The organism is Acinetobacter sp. YH12138 (assembly GCF_015218525.1).
Lineage (GTDB): Bacteria > Pseudomonadota > Gammaproteobacteria > Pseudomonadales > Moraxellaceae > Acinetobacter > Acinetobacter amyesii.
Genome location: NZ_CP048671.1, coordinates 154,355 through 166,941, shown reverse-complemented (window position 1 = coordinate 166,941; position 12,587 = coordinate 154,355). Strand labels below are relative to the sequence as shown.

7 protein-coding genes and 3 pseudogenes are annotated in these 12,587 nt (G+C 36.5%); 9 read left to right on the top strand and 1 reads right to left on the bottom strand.

Going from position 1 to position 12,587, the window contains the following annotated elements:
* The 5 genes and pseudogenes from G0029_RS16975 to G0029_RS16955 all read left to right on the top strand — a co-directional run bounded on the left by G0029_RS16975 (position 1) and on the right by G0029_RS16955 (position 5,306).
* The gene (locus G0029_RS16975) at positions 1 to 912 is read left to right on the top strand and encodes a ParB/RepB/Spo0J family partition protein (protein ID WP_180109956.1); all 912 of its coding nucleotides are present in this window, start codon (positions 1 to 3) and stop codon (positions 910 to 912) included.
* A gap of 233 nt (positions 913 to 1,145) precedes the next feature.
* A pseudogene (locus G0029_RS16970) lies at positions 1,146 to 1,358 on the top strand (IS5/IS1182 family transposase); the annotation flags it as partial.
* A 30-nt stretch (positions 1,359 to 1,388) separates the two neighbouring features.
* Positions 1,389 to 3,503: a type VI secretion system Vgr family protein gene (locus tag G0029_RS16965; protein ID WP_320109248.1), complete on the top strand. Its 2,115-nt coding sequence runs from the start codon at positions 1,389 to 1,391 to the stop codon at positions 3,501 to 3,503.
* Positions 3,484 to 3,807, top strand: a complete 324-nt coding sequence (locus tag G0029_RS18520; RefSeq protein WP_180109954.1) for a hypothetical protein — start codon at positions 3,484 to 3,486, stop codon at positions 3,805 to 3,807. Before G0029_RS16965 ends, G0029_RS18520 begins: the two co-directional genes overlap by 20 nt.
* A gap of 8 nt (positions 3,808 to 3,815) precedes the next feature.
* On the top strand, positions 3,816 to 5,306 hold the full coding sequence (locus G0029_RS16955) for a hypothetical protein (protein WP_180109953.1): 1,491 nt from the start codon (positions 3,816 to 3,818) through the stop codon (positions 5,304 to 5,306).
* 241 nt (positions 5,307 to 5,547) lie between these two features.
* On the opposite strand, the pseudogene G0029_RS16950 reads toward G0029_RS16955, so the two are convergent.
* A pseudogene (locus G0029_RS16950) lies at positions 5,548 to 6,063 on the bottom strand (transposase); the annotation flags it as partial.
* A gap of 251 nt (positions 6,064 to 6,314) precedes the next feature.
* Between G0029_RS16950 and G0029_RS16945 the strand changes: the two are divergent.
* The 4 genes and pseudogenes from G0029_RS16945 to G0029_RS16930 all read left to right on the top strand — a co-directional run bounded on the left by G0029_RS16945 (position 6,315) and on the right by G0029_RS16930 (position 12,556).
* The gene (locus tag G0029_RS16945) at positions 6,315 to 7,211 is read left to right on the top strand and encodes a hypothetical protein (RefSeq protein WP_180109952.1); all 897 of its coding nucleotides are present in this window, start codon (positions 6,315 to 6,317) and stop codon (positions 7,209 to 7,211) included.
* Positions 7,212 to 7,277: 66 nt separating this feature from the next.
* Positions 7,278 to 8,501 carry a WD40/YVTN/BNR-like repeat-containing protein gene (locus G0029_RS16940; RefSeq protein ID WP_180109951.1) on the top strand — a complete coding sequence of 408 codons (1,224 nt, stop codon included), beginning with the start codon at positions 7,278 to 7,280 and terminating at the stop codon, positions 8,499 to 8,501.
* Between the two features lie 77 nt (positions 8,502 to 8,578).
* Positions 8,579 to 12,259 (top strand): annotated as a pseudogene (locus tag G0029_RS16935) (RHS repeat-associated core domain-containing protein); the annotation flags it as partial.
* An 18-nt stretch (positions 12,260 to 12,277) separates the two neighbouring features.
* The gene (locus tag G0029_RS16930) at positions 12,278 to 12,556 is read left to right on the top strand and encodes a hypothetical protein (protein ID WP_180036263.1); all 279 of its coding nucleotides are present in this window, start codon (positions 12,278 to 12,280) and stop codon (positions 12,554 to 12,556) included.
* Positions 12,557 to 12,587: the final 31 nt, after the last annotated feature.

Here is a 12,587-nt window from a genome sequence, read left to right as displayed (position 1 = left end):
ATGGCAACTGCAAAAGAACTTTTAGCTCAAAAGCTGAAACAAAATACTCAAAAGCATCAATTAGCTCAAAAAGATAATATCAAGGAATTAAAGGAATTTAGACGAAATGTCCCTATTGAAGACATTTCACGGAGTCCTTATCAACCGCGTAGAAAATTTGATGAGCAGGAAATCAAAGAACTGGCTGAATCGATCGATGAAGTTGGTTTGTTGCAACCCATCACTGTTCGTAAACTTGAAAATTTAAAATTTGAACTGATTGCAGGTGAACGTCGATTACGTGCGCATGAAATTCTAAAAAAATCGACCATTGAAGCCATTATTATTGATGCAAATAATGAAGAAGCTTCACTACTTACACTAGCTGAAAATTTAAAACGCCAGGATTTAACAGACTTCGAAATCTATATTGGTCTGGTAGGCTTGGATGAAAATTTAAAGAAAAATAAACAACGTTTAGCGAAGTCTTTAGGCTTAAATCGCGAAGACATGTATAAATATTTATCTTTTGAAAAGTTGCCTAAAGCCATCTTGAATGATTTGGTAAATGAACCCCAATTATTAGGTCGAACTGCTGCAACAGCTTTTAAAAAATTTCTTGCAGATCACGATGAAATAAAACAACGTGCTGAAAAAGCCTTGTTAACTGTTTGGACAAAAGTAAAGAATGGCCAACTTGAGCAAACTAAGGCTGTTACACAAGCTACGAAATATCTAGTTCAAGATAATAACGATTCTCCATCAACATCGCTTGTAAAAAAAATTGAATATGCTGGGAAAGTTGCTGGGAATATTAAATTTAATGATAAGTTATTAAAGGTTTCTTTAAAAATTTCTCATTTTGATGATGCTAGTTTAGAAAAATTAGAAAATCTATTGAAAGAGTTGGTAGAGAAAAATCAAGAAGTGTAGCAACTTGCTACACTTCTTTTCTTTAAAATATGTCTGATAGTATAATCTTGGTGATACCTAGTAATAAAATTAATGTTAATTAAAAACAATTTTTTTATAATATATATTTATAAAAGTTAGATGCTGTTGACATTTGTTGTATAAAAAATAGTGAGAAAGTAAAATTCAATCGACAAACCACATTCCTTCTTGTTATGTATTACAACAATGCTGGCGCATAATCAATGGTCTAAGTCTTTAAATTATTATCAAATGATGCAAATCTAGAATAGGTTTCTATTGATGCATCTCATATGCGAGTGCATCAACATACGACCGGAGTGAAAGACCAAGCTATTTCTAATAACGTTGGTGGAAATAGTTCTAAAATCCATTTAGTTGTGGATGCGGATGGAAATCCCACTGAATTTATTATTAATGATAGCAAGACCCATGATGTGAAAGTGCATCTGATTTGTTTGATGTTTTGGGTTTAAGTGAAAAGCCCATTACTCGCTTCTAGCTTAACCGTAGATAAAAGCGGATTAAGCAAAAGCTATGATGTTCGTCCCTTCATCATGCAGAGCAATGAAACCGACTACGACTTTATTAAACGACTTTTAGCTTCTGAAGGTGTAACTACACTGATTGATGAAGCACAGCATCAAGTATGGAGTTCATCTGAACAGATCAAACCACAAAAGCTACGCTTAATTGATGATAATGCCCAATTTCAAGCATTAGATCGTCGCAATATTCGTTTTCATCGAAGTAGTGCTACAGAACGACAAGACAGTATCACAGCATTCACAGGATTGCGTTCTCTACAACCAACTGCGGTACACCTTCAAAGATGGCAAGCAGATGCTTTAGCACAAGAAAAAGGTGCAGGCTCGGTACTCACAAAACATCAGCATTCAGATAATCAAGATGTAGTAAGTTTAGGCTTAGAACAAGCCTTTCACATCAGTCCTGCATGGATACAAGACCTCAAAGGTGAAGATGGTGCAACTCAGTCTGGCAACAAACAAATTGAAAAACTGAATGAAAATTTAAGCAAATACTTCAATTCGCAAGCCAAGTACTTTAGTGCGACTTCAACAGTACGTGATGCACATGTCGGGTATTGGTTTAAGTTAAAAGAACATCCTGAAATTGATCAACATGAAGGTTCCGATCAAGAGTTTCTAATCACAGCAAAGACCTTTTATAACCAAAATAATTTGCCTAAAGATCTATCTGACCAAGTCACCGCCTTACTCAAAGAAAGCCATTGGCAACAGCCCGAAATTCATACCAACAATCAAGATGAGCGCCAAGCCAATAACCTTATTTTACAACGTCGAAACATTGACATTGTTCCACCTTACAGGCCACTTGAAGATCGCCCTAAGACCCACCCACAACGTGCCAAAGTCGTAGGCGTCGAGGGTGAAGAAATTCATGTCGATGAATGGGGACGGATTAAAATCCGTTTTCTGTTTACTCGAACAGATGACCATATGCATGACAATGGTTCAGGCGCGAATAATATTGACACTGACTCAGCGTGGGTAGATGTGCTCACCCCTTGGGCAGGAGAAGGTTATGGTTCACGGTTCTTACCGCGTATTGGTGAGATCGTGGTGATTAATTTCTTTGATGGCAATATCGACCAACCATATGTCGTTGGTCGCATTCATGAAGCACATCGTAGTCCAACTAAGTTTGATCAAAAAGGACAACTTCCCGATACCATGAAGCTTTCAGGGATTCGCTCCAAAGAAGTCCAAGGCGATGGCTTTGGCCAACTTCGTTTTGACGATACGACTGGACAGATCAGCACACAACTACAAAGTAGTCATGAGGCATCACAGCTCAATCTAGGTAATCTTAGCCATCCGAAAGAGACAGACACGAGTGATGGACGTGGTGAAGGTTTTGAATTGCGAACAGATCAATGGGGAGCACTGAGAGCTAAGCAAGGATTACTCCTTTCTACCTATAAACAAGACAATGCATCAGGCAATCAATTGGATGTAGCAGAAACCAAATCGCAATTGGAATCCAATCTCAATAATTCTAAAGCCCTCAGTGAAGTAGCCAAAAATCAACAAACCGATCCTTTAGAAGTATTAGACAATCTGAAACAATTTATAGAACAAATTGAACAAGAAAGTGAGGCTAAAGCAAAAGCCTTTAAACAAGCCATTATGGTATTAACTTCACCAAACTCTATTGCACTAACGACCAATGAAGATGTACATCTATCAGCAGATGGTCAAATCAGTCATAGCGCTGGTGATAGTATTAACTTGAGTACACAAAAGAGTCTACTTGTACATGCACAAAGTAAAATCAGTTTATTTGCAGCTCACGAAGGTGCAAGATTGTTTGCTGGTAAGGGGGAGATTGAAATACAAGCTCAGGGGGATGGAGCGGATTTGATTGCCCGTAAAGGGATTCAAATTATTTCAACAGAAGATACGGTTTATATCACTAGTCCGAAAGAACTCATCCTGACTGGAGGCGGTTCACAGCTCAAGATTAATGGTTCAGGTATATTTCCTACGACTAGTGGCAAGTTTGAGGTAAAAGCTGGACAGCATAAGTTTGTGGGGGGGGGGGAGTAAAACAAATTATGTTTTACCACACTTACCACTTACTGAAATCAAAAAGGATGACTTAGTTCTAGAATATTTACATAGTGATGGCTCACCTGTAAAAGATGCTGAATTTGAAGTTTTACTTTCAGATGGAAGTCGAAAAAAAGGTAAATTAGACGATAAAGGCAAAGCTGTTGTTAAAGGTGTTCCAGCTGGTAGAGCCAAAATTCAATATGGAGAAGATCAGTCTGAAGATGACTTTCCTCCTCATGAAATTGATGATTGGTTTATTCAACAAGACTTAGAAATATCGAATAATAATGAAAATTAGTGAATAAAATGTCGACAGAAAATCAAGCTTTTTGGAATAAAATTGCTAACCGTTCTACTGATATACAGCAACAGTTTTGGTACGGTGCTGAAAAACTTGCACAACATATTCAGGATAGCCCAGCTAACTATCTTACATATAGAGAATATGACACAAGTAAACCAGATCCGAATCTATCGTGGTGGGAAAAAATATTGTTTTATCAAGGTCAAGCTGCGATTAACGAGAGTGTGACAAATCATAATATTGCGGTGGCTGTAATAGATAAAAGTAGCTGGATTTGGGGAATGTTAAAGGGTGATTTCAATAAGAATCCTACGATGTCACAAATCATTGTTAGTGGTTTAATCAGTATGATTCCTGTGGTTGATCAGGTTTGTGATGTTAGAGACCTAATAGCGAATCTAATAGACCTTTCAAAAGAAAATGGTAAATCATCTGATAACTATAAAGCGTTGGCTCTTACTGCATTTGGAGTCATTCCTGAAATTGGTTCGGCTGTTAAAACCATTGTCAAAGCCGCAAGATCAAAGGAAGCTAATAAATTAAAAATTTTTAAATTGATGGAAGGCTTTGAGAGTGCCTTCAAAAAACTAAAAATAAAAAGCCCATGGAACAATGCTCCTGAAGCATGGCTCAGGTCTAAGCCATGGCAAAAGATGGGAAAAACAGCATTAAATGCATTAAACAAATGTATTGATCGTTTAATTCAAGCTATTAATGGTTTCCTCAATAAAGTTCGCGGTAGTTTAAAATCGGCTTTGGAAAAGTTCAAAGTTGAGATTACTAATGCAAAGAATGCGATAAAAAAATACATTAGCGATCTCTGCAATGAAATTCAGAGAAAATTTCAGGAATTACTACCTCAACCTCAATTGGGTATGGCTGGTGCGAATGGGGCCAACATTCCCACCGGTAGATATGATGTAAATATACAATCGGGTAAATCTACCTCAACGACTCATACCCAAAAAGAAAAGACACCCGATAAAGAAAAACCATCTAAAGATAAGGATGATCCATGTAGATTAAGACCATACCGACCAGACACATGTGGTGATTTCGGTAAAAAAGGTCATCATGTCGTACCAGATAGAGCTTTTAAATATGGAAAAAGAAGTGAAACTAATAAGAGAATTCCAGGAGCAATATCTGAAAACAATGGATTAGTAGTATGTGTAACCGGTGCTGGTAAACAATTACAACACGGTCAAGTTCATGCATACTATGATAAAAAAGAAAGGGTAATGGGGAAAACTTCAAATCCTGTTGGGGGCACAGAATTATGGCAATTAGAATATATTGCAGCTGTTTCTGTTTCAAAAGTTTTAAAATGTGATCGTGCAAAAATGTTAGCTACCCTCCGGATTTATCACGAATCTATGGGTATGAGTAGAGACTTCAAAGTACGCGCTGATCCCAGTGGTAAATTGACTATTGATAAAAGTCATTTAGGAAAAATTGGTACAAGTATGAAAAGTGGTGGGAAAAAACTATGACAGAAATATCTCCAGTAACATTTAAAAGTGCATGCGTGATCTCTGATAATCTTGTTTATCTAAGCGCTTCTTTAGATAATTTGGATGATGACTCTGAATATTCAAGATGTATTTTATTTGATTATAACGAAGGTTTGCTTTGTTGCACAAAGATTTCATAACTATATGATTTTAAAAGTTTTGATTGTTTTTTGATCCAAAATTAAATTTATTTAAATCAGATGCTTACATATTTATGCAACAAAGCCGTTTCAACCAAACTTCGCCGATGATAGCCTGACCATTTTTTCCATAGTGTCCTGCTTAAACGTGTAACTGTTCGAAGTAATTCATTTTGCTCTAGCGAGCTACTCTTTGTATCTTTCCATGGTTTCGCATTTTTTCTAGGTAGAATCACCGCATGTGCTTGCCGATCTGCAATGACCTGACGGCATCGTTTTGTGTCATAAGCACCATCTGTATAGGCACAATCGATTTGTTCATCTAAAGGGATTTAAGCAATTAAATCTTCCAGTACCTGTGAATCACTGACATTATTTGCGGTGAGTTGTACAGCACGTATTTGAAGGGTTTCAGCATCGATACCAAGAATAGCAGTATCGGAGTAAGTTTGATTTCGTCCATGTTTGCCTTGTGATTGTGCATACCACTGGGTCTTTGGATCGAACCAAATAGCAATATTCCCACGATTAATGAGGGCTCTGTTATATGCGGGCCAATTGGTTGTGCGGTAGATTTTGTATGTAGGCTTCTTCATTTGAAAATTATATCGCTGAAAAAGCCTTTACAGATAGGTTTGTGCAACAAAGCCTCTAAAAGTTAAGGTATTTGATGAAGTAAAAAATATTGCAGTTAAAAATACTAAATGTCTCTTAACGTTAAGTGATGGCAGTGAGTTAGAGGGGACTACTGACGACAAGGGTTACACAGAGACAGCTTTGTCTTCTAAACAGTTAAAAATAAACTCTATTGAATTTATTGACGATCATAATTAGTTCTGGAAATGAGATGTCTGAACAAAAGAAAAGTATAAATCAAAGTTTGACACCAGTTGGAAATAATAGTGTTGCTAAGGTCTATGTGAATCCACAAGAAAAATGCAATACTGTTGTGAATATGGCACTAGACCATGTTTATGGAAATTGTGGTTATTACTATGTTCCTTATAAAGATGATCCTATAAAAAAAGGCGAAACCGTTAATAAAAATGGAATTAATATCCGATATTTCTTAAATCATGCAGATGTATTAATCGATGTTACAAAAACACAAGAACGTTGGCAACTCGCTTTAGAGGTTGCATTAAAGGTCATCAAAAATAGAGAATCTTTGCTTAAATTAGATGGGTCTGATCCAAACTGGTCACGTTACGTTGACTTTATGAAGCGTCATACAGCCACTTGCGGGCATCTGCCGCCTACTTATTATCGTGCGTATGGATACTATTACTGTTCACGTTTTGGTGCTTATTTACTCCCAAGTATGAAAAGCCCTGAGGGGAAAAGATGGTTAGTCAATGCCAGAAAATATTTACAAAAAAATATGGATCTTGGTTTAGATCAAAATAATAAAGGCGATGTGATTAAATTGCCTTGTAAGTTAGCACCGAAAGCCAGTCAGAACATGACTTTTAAAAAGCAAACCGTTGAACTTAGTGATAAAGACTTTAAAACTTTTGCATTTAATTCGCATGTTCCAGCATATATAGATGGTGGCATTCAAGAAATTCCGTTTACTGATTTACTTCGTATTATTGCTGAGCCGAATCTTCAAGAATGGATGGATTTTGAAACATGGGATCAAGCGGTACAGGTAGCAGAGGTGGTTTATCCCTTTATAGGTGGAACGGCTAAATTCTTATTTGATAACACCATAAAACGCATACGATCAATTTTTGTGGATTAAGCCATGATCAAAAATAAGTACTTTATCTTTCTCCTCAGTCTTTTTTTCTTTACAGGATGCAGTCTAATGTGGGCAACTGAATTTGAGTTTGCTAAAAATAATTTTAATGGCGGGATCTTAGCGATTAACGCAAACAAAGACAAAGCATTGTTATTTTATATCAATCAAGAAAAAATTGAGTTTGTTGATATCTTAAATGAGAAAGGTGAATTTATAGATTCAAAGTATAAAGAAGAATGGATGAGAGACAATAGTCAAGTTTTAAACCGTATGACCGTTGAGGTGTTATCAGGGGGAAAAGGAAAGCCAGACAAATTAGTATTTAAAGAACCAGCTCAGACTGGACAATGGTGGCAATCAGCTGATCTTAACACGATTTATATTAATACCTATTTTTTAGATTATGTACTCGTCGATACGATTCCTGAACAAGATCAAATTAGAAAAGCACGACGTTATAAAATATTTAAATCGATAGATGGTGGAGAAACTTTTACTCAACTTAAAAATTGGCCGCCATTTAGACAAGTTAAACAAGTACTTTTCGATGAAACTGGTGTATATGGATATGCCATAGGTGAGCAAAAGACGTTGTGGCGTACCTCTGATGCAGGAAAAACATGGATACAAATCCATATGCCAAAGCAAATTGTTGACCAATTAAATGCGATGAAATATGAATTTAGAATGGATGAGTTTTTTAACTCCTATCATTTTGATGAGAAAACCAAAGATTTTTATTTTTCTAATTTATTCGATCATCAAGGCCAATATCAAAGTGTGGTTTATAAGTTTCCGTGGAGTGATGATCCCAAAGATAATCGTATAGATCAATATTCACCTATCCTCACTCTACCAAAATCAGATATTGTGGATATTAATAGTGAAGGGGAAAAACTTTACGTTTTAGGGATGGTTTATGATTTTGAGAAAAAAACCTATGGTCATGTAGATACTGAAACTACCTTTTTAGTTGCCGTACCAAATGAACAAAATAAATATCAATGGCTTGAAAAAGTAAAAATTGGAAATGCATTACAGTTGAGTAAATTATATATAGGTCAGAATCGAGTTTTATACAGTTCAGGTTTTAAAAATTCAAATAGCTACCCTTATCAAAGAGATATAGCAGCGGTTAGTTTTGATAAAGGTCGAAGTTGGCAAATTGATGAAGAAGGTAATATGATTCAGGCTTCTACTTTTGATAATAAAACTAATAAAGTTTTTATACTTAAAGGTGGAAAAGTGTCATCGAGAGAGTTAACTAAATTTAGTTCATTATTGCCTTGATATATTTTTAAAAGCTATCTAATTAATATATATTTGGTTATAAAGTTTTTAAGTTAAAAAATTGAAATACTGGGAATTATCAATTTATTGATCGTTTTTATATATATCAGCTATCTAATCCCACTTTGTATAAGGCCCATACTGCACCCTATGAAGGCTTTAGGTTAGAACCTTTAGAAAATGAAGACTTGCTGCTGAATTTTGGTTCAGCATGGAGTTTTCATTTTCACAGCTTTAATGGCGGAAAACACTATCAGTTGATTCAGCAATTCAATGAAGAAACAGATGAAAAAGTTGCTTTAAGTTATTTACTATTTGAACAGCAGGCTTATCTGCAAAGTATTGATTTTCAACTGAAGCGAGGCAAACACCAGCTCAAGTTTGCCTTTAATGATCAAGTAAAAGTTATCGCTGCTTTTGTGGATGAACAGGCAGAGCCAGTGTCACGTTATGAATATGATACGCAAGGCAATTTAATTAAGGCTGTAGATCAAAATGGCCATGTACGCAGCTATGAATATAATGATGCGCATCAACTGACTCGCTATACCGACCGTACTGGTCGTGGGCAAAATATCCGTTATGAATCAAAAGAGGCGAATGCCAAAGCCATCGCAGAATGGGCAGATGATGGTAGTTTTAAAACACGTTTGGAGTGGCACCCGAGACTGCGCCAAGTTGCTGTATATGATGCTTATGATGTGCCGACCTATTACTATTTTGACTTAGATGGTTTTACCTATCGCACACGCTTAGCCGATGGCCGTGAAAAATGGCTATCGCGTGACAGTCAAAAACGTATTACCCGTCAAATTGATTTTGCAGGCCTAGAAACCGAACAAGTTTATAACGAGCAAGATCAGCTGATTAAAATTGTACAGCCGAATGGAGGCATCATCCGTTTTGCCTATGATGAAGCAGGAAATTTGACGGAAACTAAAGATCCAGAAGGTCATATTTGGAAAAAAGAATACGATGCAGACGGTAATGTAACGAAGGAAATTAATCCTTTAGGTTATAGCACGCAATATAAATACAACAACGATAATCAAGTTGTAGAAATCATTGATGCCAAAGGCGGCGCTAAAAAAATTCAATACAATGATTTGGGACAAATGACCGCATATAGCGATTGTTCAGGTAAAGAAAGCGCATGGGAATACGATGAAGAAGGCGCACTGACGGCCCAGCAGTCTGCTAATGCGCAGCAAATTAAATATATCTACAGCTCAGAAGGTAAAGACAAAGGTCAGCTTAGAGCAATTGTCTATCCTGATGGTTTAAAAGAACAGTTTGAACATGATGAAGAAGGACGTTTACTAAAGCATACCGATAGCAAAGGTTTAATCACTCAGTATCGTTACAATCAAGTCGGTCTATTAGAACAACGGATTGACGCCAATCGGCATCAAATTGGCTACCAATGGGACAAGCAAGGTCGGATTCAAAAACTCATCAATCAAAACCACGCAGAATATTTATTTGCTTATAACAGCTTTGGGCAATTAACTTTTGAGCAAGCTTTTGATGGTGAAGAAAAATACTACAGCTATGATGATAAGGGGCAATTATTGCAGATTCGCCAACCGAATATCTTGACTCAATTCGGCTATCACCAAGATGGCTCTATTGCCTCAAAAACCTATACTCATTTACAAACAGGACATAGCCAAATTGAAGAATTTGAATACAACCTGAATAACCAACTAAGCCAAGCCAAAAATGCAGTCAGTCAGATCGATTTCTATCGTAATCCGATGGGGCAATTGATACGTGAACATCAGCACTACAAAGTACCAAATTTAAAGCCGCTGACTGCAGTACTGCGTTATGAATATGATGAGTTAGGCAATTTAACTAAAACCATCCGCCCCGATGGACAAGTGCAAACTAATCTCAGCTATGGTTCAGGGCATATCTATGGCATCGCCTTTAACCAACAAGACATGGTGGCGTTCCAGCGCGATGACTTACATCGTGAAACGGCACGGATGTTGGCAAATGGTCTCATTCAAACCAAAAACTACAATGAAGTTGGATTGCTCAGTTCGCAGATCATCCGACCTGAACAAGAAACGCCAAACCAGTTGCAACAAGTAAAATACCAAGCCGAACGCCATTATCAATATGACAATAACTACTTACTGACTCAAGTGGATGATAATCGCTTAGGAAAATTGAATTACCAATATGATCCAATTGGACGCTTAATCAAAAGCCAAAGCCCACAAAAAACTGAGAACTTTGCCTTTGATCCAGCAGGTAACTTGATTGACCCGATTGCAACACAGTCATCACAAGTGAAAAATAACCTGATCACCCAATATCAAGGCAAACACTATAAATACGATGCACAAGGGAATGTTGTTGAAACGACCCAAGCAGGTAAAACTTTAAAGCTGACATGGGATAACTTAAACCGCCTGATTCAAAGTGACCACAATGGTCAAATCACAAGCTATGGTTATGATGTGTTTGGAAGACGTTTATTTAAGATTAACAAACCAGAATACAGCTTAACTTTATTTGGTTGGGATGGTGATTTAATGATCTGGGAGTCGCAACAGTCAAACAAAGATCAAGACAATTCTCAGCATGATAAAAACTACACCAAACATTATGTTTATGAGCCGAATAGCTTTGTACCGCTGCTGCAAACAGGTTACGCAGGGTTTATTAAACTAATTGAAACACCCGACTACTCAAAGTTTAAAACAGAACCTTATTCAATCTATAAAGACCCGATATGGAAAAACGAAACGAGAAAGAACAGAGCTGAATTAGAGCGAGTAGCGTTTTATCACTGCAACCAAGTGGGGACGCCACAAACTTTGAGTAACGAGCTGGGCGAATGTATTTGGGAAATCAAACAAAATACATGGGGTAGTGCTTTAGAGATTAATACTAGTGATAATTTATTAGAGCAAACCAATATCCGTTTCCAAGGTCAATATTATGACCATGAAACTGGATTGCATTATAACCGATATCGTTATTATGAGCCACATAGTGCAAGGTATGTGAGTAAAGATCCGATTGGGTTGTTTGGTGGGTTAAATAATTCAATTTATGTGAGCGATCCGAATCAATGGGTCGATTCGATGGGGTTGATGGCACAAGGGGAAAGGGAAAAAGTTGCTGCGAATAATGCGTTAGTTGAAAAGCATGCAGCTGAAAGATTCGCTCAACAAAAAGCTGCTTGGCAAGTTTCAAAAATAAAAGATGCAAGATCCAAACAACAAAATAGACCAAGTACTGGAATATTGGGTGCATTATTGCCAGGAACTATGTCAAGTGTTGCGAAAAATAAGCAAGATGCAAATGTTTTAAGAAATCAGCAAGGAATGAGAAATGTAGGTACAGTTGGAGCTGCCGCCGCTACTTTACCATATGGAGTTACAGTAATTAGTGGCGGTTTTGGAGCAGGTGCAAAGGCACCAATAATGGGTGCTGTTGGTTCTGCTGCAGTAGACGGTGGTTTTCAAACATTTGATAGTGTTAGATGTAAATGCAATGCCTATAATTATAAGCGAACTCTTGGTGTAGCTGGTGTGGGAGCATTAGCAGGAGGAGTTGGCGCAAATCTTGCAAAAGCAAATGGAGTAGAATATGTTACAGCTATGAATTTCTATAAAAATACTACAAATACTATTGGAAAAAGAATATTTTATGGTCAAACAGCAGTAAAATCTATTACAACAAAGCCTATTAAAGAGAATCCGAGTCTAAAGTTAGATGAACCACAGTACAGTAAATAATAAAGGAAGTACTTTTATATGTTCAATATAATTATTGAAATTGTGTTAGGTACATTTATATCTAATCTGAAAGCAGATAATCATCCCTATTTGTTTTGTTTTATAAAGGGGGTTTTACTGGGGTTGACAGGATTTTTTTTAGCCGTTATTTATAATTATTTTAATGATGATTATATAATGCCTTTTAATGATCTAATGTTTTTCTTTTTAATAACTCAAACGATAGGTATTGTAGTTTCAGTAATTTTTCTTATAATTGAATATTTGTTTCCAGATAAAAAAAACGAAGACTTTTAAAATATTTTAGGTGTAGGTGTTTGAAAAATAT

Bases quoted from the DNA above. Each gene is read 5' to 3' on its own strand.
- G0029_RS16945 (WP_180109952.1), top strand. From the start codon at position 6,315: ATGTCTGAACAAAAGAAAAGTATAAATCAAAGTTTGACACCAGTTGGA.
- G0029_RS16930 (WP_180036263.1), top strand. From the start codon at position 12,278: ATGTTCAATATAATTATTGAAATTGTGTTAGGTACATTTATATCTAAT.
- G0029_RS16940 (WP_180109951.1), top strand. From the start codon at position 7,278: ATGTGGGCAACTGAATTTGAGTTTGCTAAAAATAATTTTAATGGCGGG.
- G0029_RS16955 (WP_180109953.1), top strand. From the start codon at position 3,816: ATGTCGACAGAAAATCAAGCTTTTTGGAATAAAATTGCTAACCGTTCT.
- G0029_RS16975 (WP_180109956.1), top strand. From the start codon at position 1: ATGGCAACTGCAAAAGAACTTTTAGCTCAAAAGCTGAAACAAAATACT.